Annotated in this window: 20 protein-coding genes; 12 read left to right on the top strand and 8 right to left on the bottom strand. The window is 72.2% G+C overall.

The window, feature by feature from the left end; translation table 11 throughout:
• Positions 1-9 precede the first annotated feature (9 nt).
• Genes PKE99_RS34660 through PKE99_RS34640 form a run of 5 tightly spaced genes read left to right on the top strand, consistent with a single transcriptional unit; the run spans position 10 to position 5,201 of the window.
• Positions 10-438 carry an STAS domain-containing protein gene (locus PKE99_RS34660; protein WP_306470786.1) on the top strand — a complete coding sequence of 143 codons (429 nt, stop codon included), beginning with the start codon at positions 10-12 and terminating at the stop codon, positions 436-438.
• Positions 435-845 carry an ATP-binding protein gene (locus PKE99_RS34655; protein ID WP_037053623.1) on the top strand — a complete coding sequence of 137 codons (411 nt, stop codon included), beginning with the start codon at positions 435-437 and terminating at the stop codon, positions 843-845. The genes PKE99_RS34660 and PKE99_RS34655 overlap by 4 nt, the downstream gene beginning before the upstream one ends.
• Positions 833-1,870: an ATP-binding protein gene (locus PKE99_RS34650; RefSeq protein WP_037053626.1), complete on the top strand. Its 1,038-nt coding sequence runs from the start codon at positions 833-835 to the stop codon at positions 1,868-1,870. The genes PKE99_RS34655 and PKE99_RS34650 overlap by 13 nt, the downstream gene beginning before the upstream one ends.
• A complete protein-coding gene (locus tag PKE99_RS34645) occupies positions 1,867-3,624 on the top strand; it encodes an ATP-binding response regulator (RefSeq protein ID WP_037053630.1) in 1,758 nt (585 codons plus the stop codon). Before PKE99_RS34650 ends, PKE99_RS34645 begins: the two co-directional genes overlap by 4 nt.
• Complete coding sequence (locus PKE99_RS34640; protein WP_197040889.1) at positions 3,621-5,201, top strand: fused response regulator/phosphatase; 1,581 nt, start codon at positions 3,621-3,623, stop codon at positions 5,199-5,201. Before PKE99_RS34645 ends, PKE99_RS34640 begins: the two co-directional genes overlap by 4 nt.
• Here the strand turns inward: PKE99_RS34640 and PKE99_RS34635 are convergent.
• Together PKE99_RS34635 and PKE99_RS34630 are read right to left on the bottom strand one after the other, a co-directional pair.
• Positions 5,198-5,662, bottom strand: a complete 465-nt coding sequence (locus PKE99_RS34635; RefSeq protein ID WP_081924723.1) for an ATP-binding protein — start codon at positions 5,660-5,662, stop codon at positions 5,198-5,200. The genes PKE99_RS34640 and PKE99_RS34635 overlap by 4 nt on opposite strands.
• Positions 5,662-6,066 carry an STAS domain-containing protein gene (locus tag PKE99_RS34630; protein WP_051738295.1) on the bottom strand — a complete coding sequence of 135 codons (405 nt, stop codon included), beginning with the start codon at positions 6,064-6,066 and terminating at the stop codon, positions 5,662-5,664. The genes PKE99_RS34635 and PKE99_RS34630 overlap by 1 nt, the downstream gene beginning before the upstream one ends.
• Positions 6,067-6,628: 562 nt before the next feature.
• Here PKE99_RS34630 and PKE99_RS34625 point away from each other — a divergent pair.
• Positions 6,629-7,147 (top strand): globin domain-containing protein, encoded by a 519-nt coding sequence (locus tag PKE99_RS34625; RefSeq protein WP_051738296.1) that lies wholly within the window; start codon positions 6,629-6,631, stop codon positions 7,145-7,147.
• Positions 7,148-7,324: 177 nt separating this feature from the next.
• Positions 7,325-8,410 (top strand): nitrilase-related carbon-nitrogen hydrolase, encoded by a 1,086-nt coding sequence (locus PKE99_RS34620; RefSeq protein ID WP_037053632.1) that lies wholly within the window; start codon positions 7,325-7,327, stop codon positions 8,408-8,410.
• A gap of 9 nt (positions 8,411-8,419) precedes the next feature.
• Here the strand turns inward: PKE99_RS34620 and PKE99_RS34615 are convergent, their stop codons facing one another.
• Together PKE99_RS34615 and PKE99_RS34610 are read right to left on the bottom strand one after the other, a co-directional pair.
• Positions 8,420-9,295: a TIGR03621 family F420-dependent LLM class oxidoreductase gene (locus PKE99_RS34615; protein ID WP_037053634.1), complete on the bottom strand. Its 876-nt coding sequence runs from the start codon at positions 9,293-9,295 to the stop codon at positions 8,420-8,422.
• Positions 9,296-9,353: 58 nt separating this feature from the next.
• On the bottom strand, positions 9,354-9,971 hold the full coding sequence (locus PKE99_RS34610) for a GyrI-like domain-containing protein (protein WP_037053635.1): 618 nt from the start codon (positions 9,969-9,971) through the stop codon (positions 9,354-9,356).
• Positions 9,972-10,097: 126 nt separating this feature from the next.
• Here PKE99_RS34610 and PKE99_RS34605 point away from each other — a divergent pair, with 126 nt between their 5' ends.
• Entirely contained in the window at positions 10,098-11,165 is a 1,068-nt protein-coding gene (locus PKE99_RS34605) for a DUF2332 domain-containing protein (protein WP_037053636.1), read from the top strand.
• A 378-nt stretch (positions 11,166-11,543) separates the two neighbouring features.
• On the opposite strand, the gene PKE99_RS34600 is transcribed toward PKE99_RS34605, so the two are convergent.
• Together PKE99_RS34600 and PKE99_RS34595 are read right to left on the bottom strand one after the other, a co-directional pair.
• On the bottom strand, positions 11,544-12,278 hold the full coding sequence (locus PKE99_RS34600) for an alpha/beta hydrolase (RefSeq protein WP_037053658.1): 735 nt from the start codon (positions 12,276-12,278) through the stop codon (positions 11,544-11,546).
• 319 nt (positions 12,279-12,597) lie between these two features.
• A complete protein-coding gene (locus tag PKE99_RS34595) occupies positions 12,598-16,038 on the bottom strand; it encodes an ATP-binding protein (protein ID WP_156068081.1) in 3,441 nt (1,146 codons plus the stop codon).
• On the opposite strand from PKE99_RS34595, the gene PKE99_RS34590 reads away from it, so the two are divergent.
• The 3 genes from PKE99_RS34590 (at position 15,958) to PKE99_RS34580 (ending at position 20,946) form a co-directional block, all read left to right on the top strand.
• The gene (locus tag PKE99_RS34590) at positions 15,958-16,842 is read left to right on the top strand and encodes a class I SAM-dependent methyltransferase (protein ID WP_037053638.1); all 885 of its coding nucleotides are present in this window, start codon (positions 15,958-15,960) and stop codon (positions 16,840-16,842) included. The two genes, PKE99_RS34595 and PKE99_RS34590, sit on opposite strands and share 81 nt — an antisense overlap.
• A 194-nt stretch (positions 16,843-17,036) precedes the next feature.
• Entirely contained in the window at positions 17,037-18,677 is a 1,641-nt protein-coding gene (locus PKE99_RS34585; RefSeq protein ID WP_081924726.1) for an aldehyde dehydrogenase family protein, read from the top strand.
• Between the two features lie 712 nt (positions 18,678-19,389).
• Positions 19,390-20,946 (top strand): class I adenylate-forming enzyme family protein, encoded by a 1,557-nt coding sequence (locus PKE99_RS34580; protein ID WP_197040891.1) that lies wholly within the window; start codon positions 19,390-19,392, stop codon positions 20,944-20,946.
• Between the two features lie 110 nt (positions 20,947-21,056).
• Here PKE99_RS34580 and PKE99_RS34575 read toward each other — a convergent pair whose 3' ends face one another.
• Both PKE99_RS34575 and PKE99_RS34570 read right to left on the bottom strand, forming a co-directional pair.
• A complete protein-coding gene (locus PKE99_RS34575; protein WP_197040892.1) occupies positions 21,057-21,437 on the bottom strand; it encodes a hypothetical protein in 381 nt (126 codons plus the stop codon).
• A gap of 187 nt (positions 21,438-21,624) precedes the next feature.
• Positions 21,625-22,107, bottom strand: a complete 483-nt coding sequence (locus PKE99_RS34570; protein WP_051738298.1) for an arginase family protein — start codon at positions 22,105-22,107, stop codon at positions 21,625-21,627.
• 261 nt (positions 22,108-22,368) lie between these two features.
• Here PKE99_RS34570 and PKE99_RS34565 point away from each other — a divergent pair, with 261 nt between their 5' ends.
• Positions 22,369-22,782, top strand: coding sequence for a hypothetical protein (locus tag PKE99_RS34565; protein WP_037053641.1), 414 nt, complete (start codon positions 22,369-22,371; stop codon positions 22,780-22,782).
• Positions 22,783-23,050: the final 268 nt, after the last annotated feature.

The following is a 23,050-nucleotide window of genomic DNA, read 5'->3' as shown; positions in this document are numbered from 1 at the left end:
GTGGAAAGGGTGCCGGTCCTGTCCCTGGGCGACGCGCTGCTCGTCTCCATCCAGATCGACCTGCAGGACAACACCGTCCTCGCGCTGCAGGAGGACCTGGCCGAGCGGATCGTCTCCACGGGCGCGCGGGGCGTGCTCATCGACATCTCCGCGGTCGACATCGTCGACTCCTTCATCGGCCGCATGTTCGCCTCGATCGCGGCGCTGTCCCGGCTGCTCGACGCCGAGACCGTCGTCGTCGGGATGCGACCGGCGGTGGCGATCACGCTCGTCGAGCTGGGGCTCTCGCTGGCGGGCGTGCGCACGGCCCTGGACGTCGAGCGCGGGATGAAGATCCTGCGCGCGCTCTCCGACCGCCGCGAGGTGCGGCAGGCCGACGAGGCGGACGCGGACCTCGTCCCCGTCGCGGAGGGCGGCGGCCCGGCCGCCGGGGCGTGACCACCTCGACCGGGGTCGAGGAGCTGCCGATCCGGACCGGCGACGACGTCGTCCGGGTCCGGCAGCTGGTCCGGGCGCGCGCCCAGGAGGTCCGGCTGTCGCTGGTGGACCAGACGAAGCTCGTCACGGCGGCCAGCGAGCTGGCCCGCAACACGCTCGTGCACGGCGGCTCGGGCACGGCCACGGTCGAGACCCTGAGCCGGGACGGGCGGTCCGGTATCCGGGCCGTCTTCGCCGACGAGGGTCCGGGCATCCCGGACGTCGACCAGGCCCTGACCCCGGGGTGGACCAGCGGTTCCGGGCTCGGTCTCGGGCTCAGCGGCGCGCGCAAGCTCGTCGACGAGTTCGCGATCGACACCGCCGTCGGCCGCGGCACGACGGTCACCGTGGTCAAGTGGACCCGGTGATCGCGCCCCGGGTCGAGGACGTCGTCTGGCTGTCGTTGGACGACCCGAGCGGTTCCGGCGGGGCCCGCCGCGCGGCCGAGAAGCTGGCCGAGCAGCTCGGCTTCCCGGAGTCGCGGGTGGCCGAGGTCGGGCTGGCGGTCACCGAGATCGGCACCAACGTGCTCCGGCACGCCGGCGGCGGGGCCCTGCTGCTGCGCGCGGTGCACCTGGACCAGGTCGGCGGTGTGGAGGTCGTCGCCGTGGACTCGGGGCCGGGGATGAACGACGTGCCGGCGTCGAGCCGGGACGGGCACTCCACCGGCGGCACCCTCGGCGTCGGCCTGGGGACGATCGGCCGACTTGCCGACGCGCTCGACATCGGCTCGCGCCCCGGGAAGGGCACCGTGCTCGTGGCCCGGTTCCGGCCCGAGCGCGACGCCGGGCCGCCCGGGCCCGGCGCGGCGGGCATCACCCGCCCGCTGTCCGGCGAGCAGCTCTGCGGGGACGCCTACGCACTGCGGGAGGAGGGCTCCCGGCTCTGGCTGATGCTGTGCGACGGCGCCGGTCACGGCCCGCTCGCGGCCGCCGCCTCCCGGGAGGCGGTGCGCTCCTTCGCCGAGTCCGACCGCCCGCCGTCGAGCCCGGTCGACGCGCTCCGGGCCATCCACGGGGCCATGTCCGGCACCCGCGGTGGCGCGGTCGCGGTGGCCGAGCTGGACCCCGACGCCGGGGTCGTGCGGTTCGCGGGGGTCGGCAACGTGGCCGGCGCCGTCGTCACCGGCACGACCAAGCGCAGCATGATCTCGGTCGGCGGGATCGCCGGCTACCGCGTGCCCACGCTGCGGGCCTACGACTACCCGCTGCCGCCCGAGGCCGTCGTCGTCCTGCACTCGGACGGGGTCCGGCCGCGCTGGCAGGCCGAGGACCTGGTCCCGCCGCCCCGCCGGTCCCCGGTGGTCGTCGCCGCCGCACTGCTGCGGGACGAGGGCGTACGCCAGGACGACGCCTCGGTCGTGGTCGGCCGCGCGCCGCGGGCGGACCGATGACGGCCGCGCGGGGCGAGGTGTTCCGCCTGCGGATGCGCGGCGAGCAGGACGTGTTCGTCGCCCGCCAGCGCGGCCGCGAGGTCGCGGCGCTGGCCGGGCTCGAGCACCAGGACCAGATCCGGGTCGCGACCGCGCTCAGCGAGCTGAGCCGCGAGCTCACCACGCTGCCCGGCGAGGTCACGATCACGATCTCGCTCGGCGCCGAGCCCACGCCCGCGCTGGTGCTCACCGCGGAGTGGGCCGGCGCCGGCGGACGTCCCGAGGACCTGGAGGGCGTCCGGGCCGCCGCCCGGCTGACGGACGCGTGCGAGGTCAGCCACGAGGGCGCGGGCGGCTCGGTCCGGCTCACCAAGCGGCTGCCGCCGGGCAGCGCGGTCGACCCCGACCAGGCCGAACGGATTCGCGCCGCCGTCCGCGAGTCGCGGCCGGCCGACGCGCTCGGCACGCTGCGCAGCCAGAACCAGGACCTGCTCGAGGCGCTGGAGAGCCTGCAGGCCCGGCAGGAGGACCTGCTGCGCGTCAACGCGGAGCTCGAGGAGACCAACCGCGGCGTGCTGGCCCTGCACGCCGAGCTCTCCGAGGAGCTGGAGGAGACCAACCGCGGCGTCGTCGCCCTCTACGCCGAGCTCGACGACGCGTCCACCCGGCTGCGCGAGGCCAGCGAGGCGAAGACCCGCTTCTGGGCGAACGTGAGCCACGAGCTGCGCACCCCGCTCAACTCGGTGCTGGGCATCTCGCGGCTGCTGCTCGACCCGGACGGCGGCCGCCTGGACCCGGAGCAGCGCCACCAGGTCGAGCTGATCCGCGACGCGGGCGCGATGCTGCTGTCCCTGGTCAACGAGCTGCTCGACGTGGCGAAGGCCGAGTCGGGGCAGATCGGGGCCACGATCGTGCCGACCGACCTCGGCGCGGTGTTCGACGAGCTGCGCGCCACCCTGCGGCCGGTCGCCGACGCCGGGGTGGAGCTCGTCGTGGAACGGCCGGAGATCGACGTCGTGTGGACCGATCCGGTCCTGCTCGGCAGGATCCTCCGCAACCTGGTGAGCAACGGCCTGAAGTTCACCGAGCGCGGCGAGGTGCGGGTCCGGGCGGGCCTGGACCCGGAGGACGGGGAGGTGGTGGTCCGGGTGAGCGACACCGGGATCGGCATCCCCGCCGAGCACCAGCAGCGGGTGTTCGAGGAGTTCTACCAGGTCCGCGGGCACCTGCAGGCCGCCAGCGGCGGCACCGGCCTCGGGCTGCCGTACTCGCGGCGGCTGGCCGCGATCCTCGGCGGCTCGCTGGAGATGGACAGCCGGCCGGGCCGCGGGACCGAGCTGACGCTGCGCCTGCCCGGGCGTCCGGCGGGCGAGGCGGCGGCGGACGTCGTGCCGCTCGGCCGCGTGCTCGTCGTCGACGACGACCCGGCGGTGCGGGCGCTCCTGCGGAGGATCGTCGAGGGGCTCGAGGGTGAGGTCACCGAGGCCGCGTCGGGGCCGGAGGCGCAGCAGGCCCTCGGGGCCGCGGTCCCGGACCTCGTGCTGCTGGACCTGGACATCCCCGCGCCGACCGGCTCCGAGGTCCTCGCCGGGATGCGCGCGGACCCGGCCCTCGCCGCCGTCCCGGTCGTGGTGGTCACCGCCGCGCAGCTCGGCGACGCGCGGCGACGGGACCTGGGCCGGACCGCCGCCGTCGTCGACAAGGCTCAGCTGTCCGGGCCGGTGCTGGTGGCGGCGGTCGGCGCCGCCCGCGACCTCGTCGGGAGGGCGCCGTGACCGGCCCGGAGACGAGCACCGAGGTGGTCGACGGGACCACGATCCTGGTGGTCGACGACAACGCCGGGAACCGGTACGTCGCGGCCAGCTGGCTGCGCCGGGCCGGGTACCGGGTGGTGGAGGCCTCGACCGGCACCGAGGCGCTGGACCGGGTGGCGTCCGACCCGATCGACGTCGTGCTGCTCGACGTCGGGCTGCCGGACATGAGCGGGTTCGAGGTATGCGAGCGGATCAAGGCCGATCCGGTGCTCGCCCGCCCGGTGATCCACCTGTCCGCCACGGCCATTCGCGGCGAGGACCGGGCGCAGGGTCTCACCCGCGGCGCCGACGCCTATCTCGTCGAGCCCGTGGAACCGGACGAGCTGCGCGCCACGGTGTGGTCGGTGCTGCGCTACCACCGCGCGCGGGAGGCGGCGGAGCGGCTCGCGGCGCGGCTGGCCGGGCTCAGCCGCGCGACCATGGCGATGAACGCCGCCGTCGACTTCGACGAGCTGGCCACCACGATCGCGTCGGGCGCGGCCGCCCTGGCGCAGGTGCCGGCCGCCGCCCTGGTCGCCGCGTCGGACCGGACGGTGCGCCGCGCCGTCGTCGACCCCGCCGACCCGGAGGACGACCTCCCGCGCTGCGACGCCGTCCCGCAGCGGCTGCTCGACCGGCTCGCCGGCACGCTGCCCGACGGGCCGGTCTCCGTGTCCTGGGCCGAGGCGGTGGACCGCGGCGAGGCCGACGGTCCGGCGTCGGCCCTGCGGTTCGGGTTCCGGTCCGGCCGGGTCGCGATCGTGCTCCGGACGCCCGAGCTGTCCACGGAGCTGCGCGACCTGCTGGCCCAGCTGGGCAACGCCGCCGCGCTCGCGGTCGACTCCCTGCAGCTCTACGTCGAGGAGCACACCCTCGCGCTGACCCTGCAGCGCGCGTTCCTGCCCACCGCCCCGGTCGCGCCGTCCGGGGTCGAGGTCGCGGTGCGGTACGTGCCGGCGGCGCAGAACACCGAGATCGGCGGGGACTTCTACGAGGTCGTCGAGCTCGGCGAGGGGCGGCTGCTGCTCGCGATCGGGGACGTCTCGGGCCACTCGATCCACGCCGCGACGGTGATGGTCGAGCTCCGGCACGCGCTGCGCGCCTACGCCGTGGAGGGGCACGGCCCGTCGGCGATCCTGAACCGGCTCGAGACCATGGTGCGGCAGTACCACCCGCGCGAGTTCGCGACGGTCTGCGTGATGGTCCTCGACGCCGCGCGGGACGTCGTCACCGTCGCCAACGCCGGGCACCTCGCGCCGCTGCTGGCCTCCCCCGAGGGCACGGTCCCGCTCGCCGCGCACGGCCCGATGCTCGGCCTGCGCCGCGCGCACGGGGAGGACTCGGTGCTCGCCCTGCCCCCGCGCTGGACGCTCGTGCTCTACACGGACGGGCTGGTGGAGAAGCGGGGCGTGGACCTCGACGCGGCGCTGGAGGACCTGCGCGCCGCCGTGTCCGTGGACCCCGCTCCCGAGGAGCTGGGCGACCAGCTGCTCGGTCGGTTCGCCGGCGTCCGCGAGGACGACATCGCCCTGCTGATCCTGCGGGGCGGCGTCGCCTAACGGCGCCACCAGAGCGAGACCGTGGTCCCGCCGGGCCCGCGCTCGATCTCCGCGTGGTCGCCGAGGTTCGTGATCATCGCCAGGCCGCGGCCGCGGTGCCCCGGGTCCGCCGGGATCGGCCGCCAGCGCCCCTCGTCCCGCACCGTGACCAGGACACAGCCCCCGGCGGTGCACACCGCGCTGAGGTCGACCGGCCGCTCGCCGTCCGTGTAGGCGTGCTCAGCCGCGTTGACCATGGCCTCGTAGGAGGCGAGGAGCAGGTCCTCCACGGTCTCCTCGTCGAGCCCGGTCGCCGCGGCCCATGCGCCCAGCTCCCGGCGCGCCGCCGCCAGCCGCGCGGCCTCGCCGGGGAACCGGTGCTCGAGCAGCGGGCCGTCCGCGGCGGGCTCCCGGCCCCACGCCTGCGCGTCCGGCGGATCGCCGACCGGGTGCGGATCGGGCCGGACCGGGACGGTCACCATCAGGCGTCCCCGAGCGCCGCCGCCCGGGAGGGGTACAGCGCGAGGGTGCGGTCCATGCCGGTGATCTGCAGCGGGCGCAGCACCCGCCGCGAGTCGGCGACCACCCGCAGCGCGACGCCGCGCTCCTCCGCGCCGCGCTGGGCGAGGGCGACCGCGGTCAGACCGACCGAGGTGAAGAAGTCGACGCCGGTCAGGTCGAGGACGAGGACCGCCGGCCGGACCTCGAGCTCCGCCTGCAGGGTCTCGTCCAGCCCGGCGGCGGTGACGAGGTCGATCTCGCCGGCGATGGCGACCACCGTGGTGCGGCCGAGGTGCTCGATGTGGACGGTCAGCGCCTCGTCGTCCGGCCCGGCGCGCAGGAGTGAATTGATCTCGGCCGTGCCCGAGGTGCGCCGTACCTGCATCGTCCGCCCTTCACCCGCCCCGACGCCGCGGGACGATCAGTCCGGCGGGCCGGGTGCTCGGCGCACATGGCGTGTTCCGGTCCCCTGCCCCGGTCGGAGGCTACGCGTCCGCGTCCCCCGCCTCCAACGGGAGCGGACCCACTGCCGGACCTCACATCGAGGCCGCGCCGAACGGAGGAACGGAGTGGTCATCTCGGCCGCCGGACCGGACCGGTGGCGCACCGCACCCCTCGAACGTTCCACCCGGCCCGGCGCCGGTAGCTGAACGGCGCGTGCAGGCCTTTCGGACCACGGCGGCGGGTCCACCGTCGGCGTAACCGCGCCCGCAGACGGCGCAACATGTGCGGCACACACAGAGAACCTGCCGGTAACCCGCTTCGATGACCCCGGGTCGGCGCGCTCCCTCCGCCACCGCCTGCCCACCCCGTGTCGCCGCCGGAAGGGCATGTCGATGGGTTCCCCGACGGGCTCCGGCCCGACCCGCGCCAGGACGGACACCCGACCCTCGGACGGGCGGCCCACTCCCGAGGTCATGGCGGAGGTTCAGCGGTCCTGTCGGGCCGTGGCCGACCGGCCGGAGCGACTGGCCGAGGTGTTCTACGCGCACCTGTTCGAGATGGCGCCGTGGGCTCGGTCGATGTTCGGCACGGACATGACCGGGCAGATGCAGAGGATGACCGCGACCCTGCTCGCGGCGGTCCAGCAGCTGACGACGTCGGACACGGCCGACCTCGAGCTGGTGCTGCACCGGATGGGGGCCGATCACTACGTGCGCCACGGGGTCGAGCCGAAGCACTACCTCTACATCGCCCACGCGCTGACCAGAGCCGTTCGTGACGTGGCGGGCTGGGAGTACAGCGGCCACCTCAACTCGTGCTGGGTGTGGCTGAGCGAGTGGGTGTGCCGGCACATGATCGCCGGGGCCCGCGAGGCGATCGCCGAGCAGAACCCCGTCGAGGACGACGCCGGCTGGCGCCTGGGCGAGCGCGCCACCGCCGCCGCGATCCCGTCCCCGCGCGCGGAACCCGCGACGCACTCCCGGCCGAGGCACGCCAGACGCCTGTTCCGGAACCGGGGCTGAGCCGACCCGGAGCGCGGACCCGCCGGGGACGCCCGGCCCGCCGCACGCCGACGCGGATCGGGCACGACTCGTCGAGCCGCGTCCGGAATTGCCGATGGCGTCCGCGCCCTCGGTCCGGCATGGTCGTGACGAGGCTCACCGTGCGACGACATGGGACGCCGGACACGAGGAGGCGCCGTGATCGAGCCCTACCAGGTCGTCGGCCTCGTCCCGACGATGCGGGGCATCCGGTACCGCGACGAGATCAAGCGCAACATCGAGCACCTCGGCCACCTGATGAAGGCGGCGTCGTGGCTGTCGGCGATGGCCCTGCCGGTTCGCCTGATCACCATCCCCGAGGGCGCGCTGCAGGGTTTCAACGACGAGGTGCTCGACCACGACCACGAGTGGTTCGCCGCCGAGTGCGCCATCGACATCCCCGGCCCGGAGACGGACGCGCTCGGCGCGCTGGCCGCCAAGTGGGACGCCTACGTCATGGCCACCGCGAAGGCGCGGCACCCGGAGTTCCCGGGCCGGTTCTTCAACGTCGGGTTCGCGATCTCCCCGCAGGAGGAGATCGTCCTCGTCCACCACAAGGTGGTGCCGCTGCTCCCGGTCGAGCACTCGGTCACGCCGCACAACGTCTGGGACCGCTGGGTCGAGCTCTACGGCGACGGGCTCGACGCCTTCTACCCGGTGGCGGACACCGAGATCGGGCGCCTCGGCGTGATGATGGCCAACGAGGCGTCGTACCCGGAGAACGCCCGCGGCCTCGCCATGAACGGCTGCGAGGTCGCCTACCGCGGCCCGTACCCGCACCCACACGCCGGCAACGGCTTCTTCGAGATCCAGAACCGGGCCCGGGCGCTGGACAACAACATGTACGTGATCGGGAACCAGGTCGGCACGTACTACCTGGACGCCGACTCCGACATCCCGATCGACACCTTCGGCTCGGCGAGCATGGTCTGCGACTACCGGGGGGACGTCGTCGGGCAGGTCGGCTACGCCGGGCACTCCACGTGGGTCGCGGGCACGATCGACATCCAGGCGCTGCGCGACTTCCGCTCCCGCGCGCAGTTCGGCAACTGGCTCAAGGACCTCACGACCGAGCAGTACCAGGTCATCTACCGGGAGCCGATCTACCCGAAGAACCTCTACCTGCACCGGAAGCCGTACGCGCACGAGGAGTACCGGCGCGAGGTCACCGAGAAGCAGGTCGAGCTGCTGCACGAGCGGGACGTCTGGCGCCGCCCCGACCCGGGCACCCGGGACGAGGGCTGACGGCCGGCCTCAGCGAAGCTTCTCGATCACCGGGGCGAAGGCCTCCGCCGACGGCTGGAGCACCGTGACGTAGCTGATCCCGAACCGCTCGCGGGCCGCCCGGAGCTGCTCGACGATCTCGTCGACCGTCCCGACGAGGAGCGTGGGCAGCTCCAGCATCTGCTCGACGGTCAGGTAGTCGACGCCGAACTGCGCCCGCAGCTGCTCGATCGCCGCCCGCCGGTCGTCCACGACGGCGACGACCTGGACCAGCAGGTTCCGCTCCGGGTCGCGCTCCCCCGCCGCCTCGGCCGCCAGCGCGATCCGCCCGTCGAGCTCCTCGGCGGTGAGCAGGAGCAGCTCGCCGGTGGTGGAGCCGGGCTTGAGCGTGGCGCCCGCGAACGCGACCGTGTCCGCGTGCCGGGCGGCGAGGCGCAGCATCCGGTCGCCGTTCCCGCCGAGGAGCAACGGCGGCCGCGGCAGCTGGGCGGGCTTCGGCGTGCCGTCCGCGAGGGCCGTGCCGAGCCGCTCGACGAGGTCCTCCAGCGCGGAGACCCGCTCGCCGGGCGAGCCGAAGGGCAGGCCGGCGGCGTCGAACTCGGCGCGGTTGTAGCCCGTCCCCAGCCCGAGCTCGAACCGGCCCCCGGAGAGCTGGTCCAGCGTGGCGACCTCGCGCGCGAGCAGCGTGGGGTTCCAGAACCCGGCGTTGAGCACGAAGGTGCCGAGCCGCACCCGCTCGGTGGCGTCCGCGGCGGCGGCGAGCGCCGGGAAGGGCGCCGGCATGCCGAGATGGTCGGGCACGAGGACGACGTCGTACCCCTGCTCCTCGACGTGCCGGCACGTCGCCACCCACGTCGCCCGGTCCTCGAACGACGTCAGGTTCACGCCGAATCGGAACGGCCTCATTCCCCACCCCCGGATCCGTGACGGTCTCCGGCCAGCATCGCGCACCCGGGGGCCGGGATCAGGCCTCGGCCACCGGCTGCCGGAGGATGGTCCGCAGCCTCGACGGGTCGGCCCGCCGCGGATCACTCAGATAGATCTCGTGGTGCTTGCCGACCATGGTGAGGCCGTGCTCCGGGATGAACTCGTGGTGCATGTGCCGCAGCAGCTCGGCCTCGTCGTCGTAGGCGCCGACGTGCAGCGCCTGGACGCAGCGACCTTCCGCCAGGGTCGCCATGCGGACGTCGGCCAACCGGGAGGGCGGCGCCTTCGAGGCGACCTTCTCGACGGCCGCGTCGAACATCTCGCCCGTGGTCCAGCCGGGCACCATGATCATCATAGTCCAGTCCCACCGGGACTTGTCCCGCACGGTGGTGAAGGCGCCCATGTCCTCGGCCCACCAGAGCCCTTCCAGCGGCATCACGACGTAGTCGCGGCCGAGCTCGGTCCTGCTGGCGAACTTGAGCGCGTAGGCGAGGGGGTACAGCGCCGACACCGCGGCCTCGTACACCGGGGTGTTCGGGTCGCCGTGGCCGTCGATCATCAGATATTGGAGGTCGGGCACGTCCAGGACCTCCGGCGAGTCGCGCCGGGCCCGGTAGCACGGCAACTCCCGCTTCAGGTCCACCTTGGTGGCCACGCGGTCCCTCCCGACTGGTGACGAGTGCGTGCGGACGCCCGGAGCGTGTCGCACTCCGACCCGTCCGTCACGCGCGCCCTAGGATCGCCGGGATGCCAGGGGCCGACCGCAGGGAGCGCCGCATCCGTGGGTAGAGCTCGCTCCCTCGCCGAGGTGTACCGCCGCTTCGGCGAGGTCGAGACCGCCGGGACGTCGCCGCTGTACGAGCGCGTGGCCGTCGCGCTGAGCGAGTCCGAGGAGGCGCTGCGTGCCGTCGAAGCGGCACCGGCGCGCTCGCGGCACCCCACGGTGATCCTCGCCGCGCTGCACGACCTCGCCCTCGCCGGCCGCGCCCCGGCACTCGCCGCGGCCTACGCCGCTGCGGACGGCGACGCCGCTGCCCGCGCGGCGATCGACACGCTGGTGCGGATGACCGACGCGGTGGTGGCCGTCGCCGTGCGCCGGCCGACGCGGCCGAACGAGACCGGACGCTGCGCCGTGCTGTATCCGGCCCTCGCCGAGGCGGCACGGCGGGTGGGCGCGAAGGCCGTCGGGCTGATCGACGTCGGCTGTTCGGCCGGGCTCAATCTCAGTGTCGACCGCGTCGGCCTCACGTACGGCAACGGGCAGTCGCTGGGCGACCCGTCGTCCCCCGTACAGATGTCGTGCTCGATCGTGGGAGCCCGGCCCGTCCCGACGCGCACGATGCCGCAGGTCGTCGCCCGGATCGGCGTCGACCTCGATCCGGTCGACGTGAGCGACGCGGACGACGCCCGGTGGTTGCGCGCCTGCGTGCCGCCGGATCAGCCGGAGCGGCTCGCGAGGCTTGACGCGGAGATGGCGTTGGCGGCGACGGCCCCGCCGGTGCTGCTGAGGGGCGACGTCGTCGAGGTGCTGCCGGACGCCTTCGCCCGCGTGCCCGCGGACGCCCTGCCCGTCGTCACCACGACGTGGGCGCTGTCGCGCCTTTCGCTCGAGAACCGGTTGCGCTTCCTGCACCGCCTCGACGACGCCGCACCCGGCCGCCCGGTGGTGTGGGTGTCGGCGGAGGGGGTCGGCGTCGCGCCGGCCATCCCGACACTCGGCGACCGCCGCGCCTCCGGCCACAGCATCATCGGCCTGGCGGTGTTCGACGGGTCGACCCTGCACACCGAAGCCCTCGGCCGCGCCTGGTCGCAGGGCGGCATGCTGGCGTGGCTGGCAGGAGAGCCGTAGTGGACGTGCATGGCCCGTCACGTACTTCCCGGAGAGCGCCCATCCGAGCCGCCGGACGTTCCCCGACCTGACCGCGGCCCGCTGCCACACGAGCGACGGCGGGGTCCTCCCACCCACCGCGCCCGGCCCCGGCGTCGACGTCGACGAGGACATCCTCGGAGCACCCGTCATGACCTGGGCGACTGAACCGGACCGTATGGAGCGCGGTCAGCGGTCCTGGTAGACGCTGAGCTCGACGAGGCTCCTGTCCGGGTCGCGGATGTACACGCTGCGGATGGGGCCCGTGGTCGGCGACGGTGAGGACGAAGTGGTCGAGCCGGTCGATCTTCATGACGGGATCCCTACGGTCGCCTGGCAGCCTTTCGTGAGCCGCGGCCTTCATGGTTGATCGACCGACAAAGGCTCGACAAGCCGCGAGTGGACCACGGGCCAGGCCGACGACAGCGGATCGATCAACGCGAAATGCCCCGTTCCGGGGACGACGACGACGTCGGTCCCCGGGTGAGCCTCCGCGAAGCGATGAGCCTGCGCCGGCGGCACAACCGCGTCCCGCTCGCCGTGGACGATCGTCACCGCAGACCCGCCTGGGCCCAGTTCGATCGGGTCGAGATCGGGACGGCACTCCGGACCGACGCCCAGGAACGCCGCGACCGCACCGTCACCCAGCCCGGCCCGATCGGCCGCGACGAGGTCGGCCACCGGCGCGAGCGCGACGGTTGCGACCAGCCCCGGAGGCGGCGCCGACGCCGCGGCCCACAGGGCGAGGTGCCCGCCGGCGGAATGCCCCGCAACGACGATCGGTCCGCCGACCTCCGCCGCGAGCGCCAATGCCGCCCGGACGTCGGTCGTCGAGGCGTCCGGGTCGCCCGGCACCCGGCGGTACTCCACGGACACCACCGTCCGGCCCTCCTCGCGCAGCGCCGACGCGAGCGGCCGCAGATGCGTCCGGTCATAGGCAGGCCGCCAGAAGCCGCCGTGGATCAAGCAGATCAGGCCCGCCCCCGTACCGCCGCGGTAGATCTCGACCAGCTGGTCGCGATCGTCGCCGTACCTCCGCACCTCGTCCGGTCCGGGCGCAGGCCGAGTCAGTACGGAACGGTCCTCCTCGCCCACTGCGGCTTGCTCATCCGTCACCAGCTACTCCGTCTGGTCGCTTCGCCGGATCAGGACCCCGGCCCACGCCAAGGAGTATGTGACAGGAGGTGAGTGCTGCGACCGCGGATTCGAGCACGGGGCCGAATCCGGCGCACCGATCCCCACGCGCCGCCGAAGCCGACGGATCTCTGTCCAACCCGACCTGCGTCCTTCCACCCACGCCTCCGACCGTCCCGCCGCCTGAGGACCTGCGTGGGTGTCGTCAGGGCGTACTCGCTCGCAGGCCCGGGGGCCTACCGGGCGCTCGAGGCGGGGCGAGGTCTCGCGGCCGCCGGCCTCACTCTCGGCCGGAGACGGTGTCGCGTGAGAGCCGCCAGACAACGTCGGTCGTCGGTTCGTAGCGGCACATGCCGCCGGTGATCACGGAACGGTCGAGGTGCGCACCGAGCTCGGGCACGACCATCTCGATGCGGCGGATCGCCTCGCGGAGCCGGGAGGTGACGGTTTTCCGCGCTCGTTCGCTGGTGCTGGCGCCGAGCCGTCGAGGGCGTCCGGCGAGACCGGTGGCTCGGCCGAGCTCGGCGATCAGCGCGGCTCGTTGGTCGTCCAGGCGCTGGACGCGCCCGATGTCGTGATCGGCGCGGGCGTCGGCCAGATCCTGGTCGAGTTCGGTGAGGCGGTGTCGATAGGCGGCTCGCGCGGTGGGGTCGAGTACCGTTCCCGAGTCGCTCTCGGCACGGCCGGCGCCGGCCAGTTCCAGGACGTGCACGTCGGCGCCGGGTCGGGACAGCAGCGTGTGCAGGTCGGCCAGGCCCTTGGAGTCCCGCAGGTGCGCCGTCGCCGTTCCGTATCGGATCAGCCACAGCTCGCCGTCACGGCGAAGTTCCGCGACGCGCCCGGTCGATCGCTGGGGTGGCGCAACGCTCTGCGTGGCCGGGAGCCGGTCGAGCACACCGGAGAGGCCGAGCTCACGTGCGAGTCGGGCGGCACGCTCGACATGCGAGCCTGCAGCGCCGAGGGCGGCGAGTTCGAGGTGGCTTTCCGCCTCCCAGGTCCGCGCGCCGAGGCGGCGGTGCACCACCAGTGCCTCCTCGAGCCGGCGATGAGCCTCCTCGGTGCGACCCAGCGCGCGGGCGGCGAGGCCCGCCCAGTGCGCGTTGCTGCCGACGAAGCACACCAGCGATCCGCCGACGCCGCAGGTGCCGGTGTGGGGTTGCAGCTCGGTGAGCAGCTGCGCGCACAGATGCTCATCGTCGAGGCGGACCGCGGCGCTCACCATCCCGCCGATGAACAGCGACCACAGGTAGGAGCGATCCTCGCGCCAGGTGTCGAGCGCGATCACGGTGTCCAGGGCGCGTCGCGCGGCGTCGAGGTCCTCGGGTCCACCCGCGCGGGCGAGCAGACCGGCGGCAACGGCGTGTGCGTGCGAGGGGACCCCGACCCAGCACCGGATCGCAGCCGCGGCAACGGTGCGCAACCGGTCCCGCTCGCCACGCGCCCGGGCCAGCTCCGCCAGCTGACCGGTCCGGACGTTCTCGGTGTCCGGCTCGCCGATCCGCTCCCCCAGCGCACCCGCCTCGTCGATCAGCTTCTCGGCCTCGTCCAGGCGGCCGTCGACGAGCGCGAGCGCGCCGCGGCGGGTCAGCGCCAGGTAGTCGTGGCGAGGCTGGCCGAAACCCTCGGCGAGGTGGAGGTACTCGGTCAACGCGGCGCGGAACGCCGCGGAGCCTTCCTCCAGCAGGGCGGTGGCGGCGAGCAGGCGGCCTTCGGCCTGCCGCTCCCGGTCACCGGTGCGTGCGGCCAGGTCGGCGATCTCCCGACCCAGAGCGATCCGCTCGGCACTGCGACCGGGCGTCCACAGCACGTCGTGGTGGGCGAGCAGGCACGCGGCGAGGGTCGCCGGGTCGTCGTGCCGGCGAGCCAGTGCGACGGCCCTTTCCGACAGCGGCTGCGCCCGTGCCCTGTCCTCCGGGACGGAGTGCGCCAGTTCGCGGGCCAGGCTCGCCGCCAGCTGCGCCTCCAGAACGGTGCCGGACTCGCCCAACTCACGACGGGCCGCCTCGAGCCGGCCGATGACCGCGTCCCGGCGCATCGCGAACCGGGCGCCGAGCCGTTGCACGCCCAGGGCGACCCGCCCAAGTCGCTCGGCGTCCTGCAGCGCCGCGGCCCGGCGGCCCGCGTCCTCCAACCGGGCCCGGGCCCCGGACGGGTCACCGGCCCGGGCTCGGGCGTCCGCCTCCTCCACGAGCAGGTCGACCAGCGAGCCGCAGGCCGAGGCGTCACCGGCGTCCTCGATCGCCTGACGAGCGCGGGCCAGGTGACCGGCCGCCTCGGCGAACGCCAGACGGTCCCGCTCGGCTCCGGCCGCCGCTCGAGCCCACCGGACGGCGCGCTCCGGACTGCCCAGCGGCACGGCCGCCGCGCTGTGCCGGGCCAGCTCGGCGGGCTCGACCGCGCCGCCGCGGGCGTGACGGTGCTCGAGCGCATCGGTGACCCGCTGGTGCAGGGCCATCCGCTGCGGAGCCGCGAGCCGAAGGTAGATCGACTCCCGGAACAGGTCGTGTGCGAACAGGGCCGGGCCGGCCCCGGCATTGGCGACGAGCACACCCGCGTGCGCGGCCTCGGCGACCAGCGCCGCGACCGTCACCACGTCGACACCTGAGACCTCGCCGAGCACGTCGGGGCTCACCTCGCCCCCGGCGACCGCGGCCGCCTCGATCAGCTCCCGGCACGCCGGGGCGAGCCGATTCATGCGTCGTGCGACGAGGTCCTGCGCGGCCGCCGGCACGACACCCGCCGGCTGGACCGGATCGGCCAGCAGCTCGGCGAGCTGGCGGGCGAGGAACGGATGGCCGTCCGTGCGCCGGTGCACCTCGACGGCCCACCGCTCGGCCGCGTCGGCACCCACGGCGCCGGCGACGAGGTCGAACACCTCCCCCGGCGACAGCCCGTGCAGCTGCAGGCACTCCCCGCGGACCGCGGTCCGCGCCAGGGAGCGGGCGGCCTGGTCGGACAGCTCGTCGTGCCGGTACATGCCGACGACCACCAGCGGGACCGGCCGGACCGGTTGGGTGACGAACTCCAGCAGGTCCAGCGACGACTCGTCGGCCCACTGCAGGTCGTCGAGCACCACGAGCGCCGGGCGCTCGCAGGCCAGCCGCTCCAGCAGGCCGGCGACGGCGTCGAACAGGCGCAGCCGCGCCGCGTCGGTGTCGGCAGGCTCCTCCGGATCGACCGCGGCACCCGGCGAAGCGAGCTCCGGGAGCAGCCGGGTCAGCTCGGCCCGGTCGGTGCGCGTCAGCTCCGCAGCGGTGGCCGGCTCGACATCGGCGAGCAGCCGGCGCAGGGCCGCGCTCCACGGCCAGAACGCCGGAGTCCGCCCGGCCTCGGCGCACGTGCCCCAGCCGAGGGATAGCCCAGCGCGCGCGACCGCGACGCCGACCAGCATGCTCTTGCCCATCCCGGCCTCGCCTGCGACCAGCACGTGCCGTGACTGACCGTCCGCGGCATCGGTGACCGCGGCGAGCAACCGCGACAGCGCGTGTGTCCGGCCGACGAACAACACCCCGCGATTGTGTCGCGTCCCGCTCGCAGCGTCGGGCGCCATCCGGCGCAACTGCTGGCCGCATTCCAGCGGCCGCGTCCCCGTTCCCAGCGCAGTGACGGTCGTCCGTTTCATCGACGCGAAGGACCCGAGATGACCACCATCACGTTCGACCCGGCCGCCTACAAGGACACCACCCGCGCGCAGTGGGACCAGGCCGCCGGCGCATGGCACGGCTGGGGCCCGACCCTGGAGGACTGGCTCGGGGAGGCGACCACCTTGATGCTCGACGCCGCGGGCGTCGGCACCGGGAGCGCGGTGCTCGACGTCGCCGCCGGCGCCGGCGGCCAGTCGCTGGCCGCGGCGCGCCGGGCCGGTCCGTCCGGTCGGGTGCTGGCCACCGACATCTCCCCGGTCATCCTCCGGTACACCGAAGCCGCGGCCACCGCCGCCGGGATCACCACCGTGCAGATCCGCACCCTCGACGCCGAACAGCTCGACGTCGAGCCGGGCGCGTTCGACGCCGTCATCTCACGCCTCGGCCTGATGTACCTACCCGACCTGCCGCACGCCCTGGCCGGTATGCACCGGGCGCTGCGACCCGGCGGCCGCGTCGCCGCCGTCGTCTTCTCCACACCCGACCGCAACGGCTTCTTCTCCGTCCCGGTCTCCATCGCCCGCCGAAGTGCCGGGCTCGGCCCGCCGGCACCCGGCCAACCCGGACCCTTCAGCCTCGGCGCACCCGGCGCGCTCGAGCAGGTCCTCCGCCAGGCCGGATTCGTCGACATCGGCGCCCGGGCGGTACCTGCCCCGTTCCGGTTGCCGCGCGCCACAGACTGCCTCCGCTTCCTCCGGGAGTCAGCCGGCGCACTGCACCAATTGCTCGCCGCCCTCTCCGCCACCGAACGCGACCAGACCTGGCAACAGATCCACGACGAACTCTCCCGGTTCGAGCGCGCAGACGGCTTCCAGGGCCCCTGCGAGCTCATCGTGGCCTGGGGCACGAAGACCCGCTCGCACATCGCGCCGGACGTATGAGCGGTCAGCGGCGCTCGCCCTCAAGGCCATGTTGAGTCTGGGTTACCGCCAGGTCAGTGATCACCCGACTGTTCTCTCCGCGCTCGCCGCCCACTGGCCCGGTATTTCCTCGACCAGTCATACCCGTCTGTCACTCAGCTCGTGATCGCCGAACGCACACCGGTTCTTCGGGACCTGCAAGTCATGGAGGAAACATGTTCACGATCGATCAGTCCGTCGAGGCAGGAGCCGCTTCCGCTGACTCACCGGCTGCGAAACTCCAACAGGAAGGCGTGTCCGATCGAGCCTTCTCAAGGGGGTCCGCTGCGGATGCCGCTCCGGTTCCACCGGTCATGCGCAAACTCCCACCAACCCCTTTTGGGGTTCGCGTGCAACGCATCACACAAGAGGCGGAGGCGGCAGGAGAGACGTTCCGCGGATGGGAGGAACGTGACGTTGACGAGCTCCTCATCGACATCAGTGACACAATCGTCCGGGCCGCAAAGGATCTCGCGCGGCGAACCGTGATCGAAACAAGGATGGGAAATGCCGACGACAAGGCCGCGAAAAACGTCTTCGCGAGCCACGAGGTGTGCCGTAGCCTTATCGGTCGCCCAGCCGCCGGTACCCTCTCCTATGACCGCCACACCGGCATCGTCGAGACCGCCAGCCCGGTCGGCGTGATCTTCGGGCTCATCCCGGTCACAAATCCGGTCGCAACCATCGCGTTCAAGACGCTGATCGCCCTCAAAGGGCGCAACGCCCTCATCCTCAGCTGCCACCACAGGGCGCACAACGTAGGTGTTCATGCAGCGGAATTGATACGCGATGCCCTGCGGCGCCGTGGCGCACCCGTGGGCCTTCTGCAGTGCATCGAACGCTGCAACCGAGCAACAACCATGCGATTCATGCGTCACCCGCGCGTTTCGATGATACTTGCCACTGGAAGCGCCGGCCTCGTCAAGGCAGCCTACAGCTCGGGCAAGCCGGCCATCGGTGTCGGCCCCGGCAACGCCCCCGCATTGATCTGCGCTGACGCCGATGTAGCTGCGGCCGCCAAATCCGTTGTCGAGAGCAAGGCCTTCGACAACGGTGTCATCTGCGGTTCGGAGAACAACCTGGTGGTGGACACCGCGGTGCGAACCGCCTTCATCACAGCGTTGCGCGCCGCAGGAGCGGCCGTGCTGAGCTCCGCGGAAACCGCAGCATTCACTGCTCGCGCCTTCGATCTCTCGACCGGACGCCTCCACCGAGACCTCGTCGGGCAGTCGGCCCCCGAGATTCTGGCAGCCACGGGAATTCCCAGGGACACAAGCGTCCGACTCCTCGTTGCTCCGCTACCGATCGCCGCCGCTCGTGGGCCGTGGGGGCTCGAGAAGCTGGCCCCCGTACTGTCGATGTTCGACACCGAAGGAGCGGCAGCCGGCATCGCGCTCTGTCAGAAGCTGCTCGCCCGGAACGGAATCGGGCACACCGCAGTCATTCACACGCAATCCGAGAGTCTGGCGCGCCGCTTCGGAGATCAAATTTCCGCGAGCCGCATCATCGTGAACTCGGCCTCGGCGCAGGGGTGCATCGGAATCGGCAACGCGCTGCCGCCCTCCCTCACGTTGGGATGCGGAACGTGGGCCGGCACGTCGACGACAGACAACATCACCTACACCCATCTGCTCAACATCAAACGAGTGGTGTTCAGTCGAGACGTAGCTGAACGGCCGGCGTCGGGTAAGCTCCGGCCCGGATCTCCATCCGCGCCGACGAAGCGCCTCAATGCGCTCGTGCGGGGATTCGCGCCGATTCACACCGGCACTTTACGTCAATCTTTGGCCAGGGGTCCTGGAAGCCTGAAACCATGAAATTAAGGTCGACAGGTATTGACCGAGAAGAACGGCGATCGAGATCATGTTCCCCGACGACCAGATAAAACTTGTCGAGTGCCCGGAGTGCGGGCAGCCCGCTGAGATCATCGACGAGTTCAGGCTGGACAGTACGAGCGGACCCGTCGAACACGTCAAAATCCACTGCCTCCAGCGGCACTGGTTCACCATGTTGGCTCCCTGCTGCCATGGTCCGGCGACCGACGGAGCCGCGTCTGCTGCAATCCCGCCCAATCGTTGAGCGATCACCCCGGGGCTCTCGTTGAACCGGCAGCTGTCGTGAGGCCCTTGCAGAAAGGGTGTTCCCTGAACAGGGAAATCGACCACCAGACAACTGCGCACTCCACGCCTGATATTCGTTGTACAGCTGCTTCGCCGCCTCCGCGAGCAGAGCCGACTCAACTATCCTTCCTGACGAAGAATCGGGGCCGCTCGTCGAGTTCGACCATGGGACGGGTACGCCCCTCGATCTCGGCGAGGCTCGGTGCGCCCGCGTGATCGCCGCGGCACTAGCCCGGGAACACCCGTTGCGGGAACTCAGCGGCGTACGGCACCATCAAGTGCCGAAGCAGACGGGGATGCGCTGGCTGAACGGCCCGTATCGTGCCGGCCGTTGCAATCAACCTCATTCCGCACGCGGTTCCTCGTCCCCACTTGCGGTGATGTTGATCTCGCTCACGGGGGTGGCAGCGTGGCCGAGTATGCCGGAAGGGCGTTGGGGGGACCGGTGAGCCCGTGCGGTCTGCTCCGCGCTGGCCTCAGTGCTGATCCGGCCGGGCTCGCGCTGATCTCTGCGGATGCGCGCTGGACGTGGCGCACGCTCGATGACCTCAGCGATCGCTTGGCGGCCGGACTGCTGGGCATGGGGCTGAACCCGGGCGATCGGGTCGCTTCGCTGATGCCGAATCGTCCTGCGCTCATCGTTCACTATCTCGCCTGTTTCAAGGCAGGGTTGGTCGCGACGCCCCTCAATTATCGCTACATGGCCCCGGAGATCGATCACGCCCTCGCGGTCAGCAAAGCCCGTGCCCTGCTCGCGCACGCCGAGCGGGAGGAGGACCTCGCCGCAAGCCGGCTCGCCCCGCAGCTGCCATTGGGCACAATCAGCTACGGCGGTCGGCGGGGAGCGGGCCCAGCCTTCGACAAGCTGATCGAGGGGGAGGCCTGGTCTTCGCCTCTGCCGCCTCCTTCTCCGGCGGCGCCTGCCGTGATCTTCTTCACCTCGGGAAGCACCGGGCGTCCGAAGGGGGTCACGCATACTCACGAGACGCTCGGCTGGATGCTTGCGATCCTGACGGCCGCGCTTGAGCTCACCCCGGACGATCTGCTTCTCCCAGGCTCGTCGCTGTCGCATCTTGGTGCCTTCTACCTCTCCTTCGCCGCGCTGAGCGTGGGCGCTGGCGTGATCGTGGCCCAGACGTTCGACGGGGACGCGTTGCTCCCGCTACTTCGCAAAGACCGCCCGACGGTTCTGTCGATGCTTCCTTCGGCGCTGTTCGCGCTGATTCGGGACCACGGCGCCCGACACGACGATTTCGCCTCGCTGCGACTTTGCCGCGCCGCGGGCGACACCGTCAGCGCGGAGCTGGAACGGGAATTCACCGCGCTGAGCGGGCTCGTGATCGACGAGGCCTACGGGATGACGGAAGTGGGACTGGCGACGGTGAGCCCGCCGTCAGGCCTCATCAAGCCCGGTTCGGTCGGGCAGGTGGTTCCCGCGGTCTCGCTTTCGATACGGAACGATGACGGCGACGAGCTGCCGGCGGGAAGCGAAGGCCGCCTCTGGATCAAGACCCCCGCGGCCACCGTCGGCTACTGGGACGATCGAGGCGCGACCGAGGCGGCCTTCAGCAACGGATGGCTCGACTCAGGCGATGTGATGCGAGTCGACGAGGAGGGCTACTTCTTCTTCTGCGGGCGCAAGAAGCAGATCATCGTCCACGACGGCTCGAACATCTCTCCTCAGGATGTCGAGAACGCGCTGCTCGAGCACACGAGCGTTGCGACCGCCGGGGTGATCGGCATTTACGACCGTGTCCACGGTGAGAATGTCCGTGCCTACATAACCCTCACCGAAGGGCCCGAGCGTCCGACCAGCCAGGAGCTGATCCGGTTCGCGCGCGCGAGGGTCGGCTACAAGGCGCCCGAGGAGATAGTTGTTCTCGACGAGATGCCGCGCACAGCCACCGGGAAGGTGGATCGGGCGAGCCTGAAGCGAATGGCCGGGGCGAACCTCGCACGCGGATGAGCACCCCGCCAGCAGCAGCCTCGTGAGCGGCGCATCGGACGCCTCGGCGACCGTGGGGCCACAGACGCGTCGAACAGGGCCCCTGCCCCCATGACAACAAAGACGCCGTATCAGTTCGACGGCGGAGCCGTGCGGCTCCGGTCCACCGGCGTCGGGTTCTGGCTGCGTTGGCGCTGCTCGGCCCGCCGCTCGAAGAGCTGATCCTGGCGCCGCCGCTCGCGGATCCGCAGCAGCACCAGCATCGAGATGCCGTATGCGATCCCGACGACAATCAGCGCGATGCCGAACTGGGTGACGATCGGCACGTCGATCGTCGAGAGGAGGGCCAGGACGCCGAGGGTGAGCAGGTGGAAGAGCACCGAGAGCAAGATGTTGATCGAGTGAGCGGCTTCGTTGCTCTGGAACACCTCCTCCAGGAAGGGTTGGCCCCGACGGAGTAGCACCTGCCCGACCGCCACCGTCAGCAAGACCGCGGCGATGAGGTAGAACACGTATTCTGTGGTACCCATCGTCTCTCCTTCGGCAGGGGCCACCGTGCGGCGACGCGCCGTAGTCGATTACCCATTCGAGTGGCCTGTACGCCTCCGTCGTAGCGGTCGGTGCTCGCCTACCCGCTGAACGCCACGACCGCGTGCTCACGGGATCAGCGCTCACCTCGAGGCCGGGGGCTACATGGAGTTACGCCCATCTCCTCGACGCCCCGGCCGTCCCCGTAGCTCGCTGGTGGCGTTCGGGATCGGCGAGCGCCTTCTGGTGCGGCTCCAGGTCGTGTCCGCCCATCCCGCCGACGACCGGGAGGATGCCGTCGTCGAGCACGTGCATCCCGGCGAGGGTCTCGATCGTCGCCAGGCCGCAGAACGGCACGTAGACCGGGCTGTAGCCGCCGTCGTGCACCAGCACGAGCCGCCGCCCGCTGAGCGGGCCGCGGCCTCCATCACCGTCTCGGGTGGGGGTGATGAACCCTCGGGTCGTGACGAGCTGGCGGGCCAGCGGGTCCATGGCGTTCGGGTCGAAGCCCGACGCGACCAGGATCAGCTCGGGCGCGAACGCCTCCGGCGCCGGCCCGATCACCGTGCGGGCGGCGTACTGGTAGGCGCCGTCGTTGCAGCCGACCGGCATCGGGATGTTGATGTTGTAGTTCGCGCCCGTCGGCTGAGACAAAGAGGGCCGAAGACCCGTCCATGTCTCAGGACACCCGGCCATCCTGGGCTCACGAGGGTTCGAGGGGTCCGGAACCCTCCGGCTTCGAGGTCTCGGTGGTCGAGCAAGGAGCTGCCGGGGCCGACCGGGCCACGTCGACGAGCGGGCCCATCGGACAGACGCGCTGTCGAACGGGCCGCTGCTACCAGCGACGACCGCTGAGGTTGGCGGTGATCGACCGGGGCGCACCGCGCTACCCCGCCGGGAAGAAGGAGGCCGTCGATGAGCCAGCCCCGTCGTAACGAGCGGCGCTTCTACCTCTACCCGCAGCGCCGAGTCGTGGCGGTCCTCGACGACGACGCAGACGTCCAGGCTGCAATCGACGGCCTAAGACAGGCGGGGCTGGACGTGACGAAGGTGAACGTGCTCAGCGGGCCGGAGGGGGCGCGCCTGTTGGATCCCGCCGGCACCAGGCATGGGCCGGGCGCTCGGTTCGTGCGGTTCCTCCAGCGGGGAGTGTTCGAGGGCGAGGCGCTCCAGGTCCATGAACGCGCGCTCAACGCCGGACACCACGTGATCTACGTGCCGGTGCGCGGCGACGGGCAGCAGGCGCAGGTCGTGAAGATCCTGCGTTCGGCGAACGGGTACGCCCTCCTGCACTTCCGCCGGTGGAGCGTCGAGATGTTGCCCCCGTAGCTCCTGCCCGGCGCCGGCCGTCCAGGGGCTGGCTCGCACCGGAAGCATCCGCGACAAATCGCGCCAGACTTTCTTCAACCGCGGTGCATCCACGGGTGGACGTGCGCCGGTAGTGCGGGGTGTCAGGAGCCGGCCGGGCCTCGTCGACGAGGGCCGCGGTTCGACCCCCTCACGAGGAGTTTCAATGACCGTGTCAAGCCGCGTTGGCTGCGGGGGCCGGTGCCTCGGTGGTGAAGCGGCGGTTGTCACGGAGCAGCGCCCAGACGAG

This window comes from Pseudonocardia halophobica (genome assembly GCF_027922425.1).
GTDB classification, from domain to species: domain Bacteria; phylum Actinomycetota; class Actinomycetes; order Mycobacteriales; family Pseudonocardiaceae; genus Pseudonocardia; species Pseudonocardia halophobica.
Note: the sequence above shows the minus strand (reverse complement) of the source record. Positions and strands in the feature narration are given on the sequence as shown.

Excerpts from the sequence above, each read along its gene's own strand:
- PKE99_RS34645 (WP_037053630.1), top strand. The coding sequence starts at position 1,867 with ATGACGGCCGCGCGGGGCGAGGTGTTCCGCCTGCGGATGCGCGGCGAG.
- PKE99_RS34635 (WP_081924723.1), bottom strand. The coding sequence starts at position 5,662 with ATGGTGACCGTCCCGGTCCGGCCCGATCCGCACCCGGTCGGCGATCCG.
- PKE99_RS34630 (WP_051738295.1), bottom strand. The coding sequence starts at position 6,066 with ATGCAGGTACGGCGCACCTCGGGCACGGCCGAGATCAATTCACTCCTG.
- PKE99_RS34615 (WP_037053634.1), bottom strand. The coding sequence starts at position 9,295 with ATGAGGCCGTTCCGATTCGGCGTGAACCTGACGTCGTTCGAGGACCGG.
- PKE99_RS34590 (WP_037053638.1), top strand. The coding sequence starts at position 15,958 with ATGACCACCATCACGTTCGACCCGGCCGCCTACAAGGACACCACCCGC.
- PKE99_RS34585 (WP_081924726.1), top strand. The coding sequence starts at position 17,037 with ATGTTCACGATCGATCAGTCCGTCGAGGCAGGAGCCGCTTCCGCTGAC.
- PKE99_RS34565 (WP_037053641.1), top strand. The coding sequence starts at position 22,369 with ATGAGCCAGCCCCGTCGTAACGAGCGGCGCTTCTACCTCTACCCGCAG.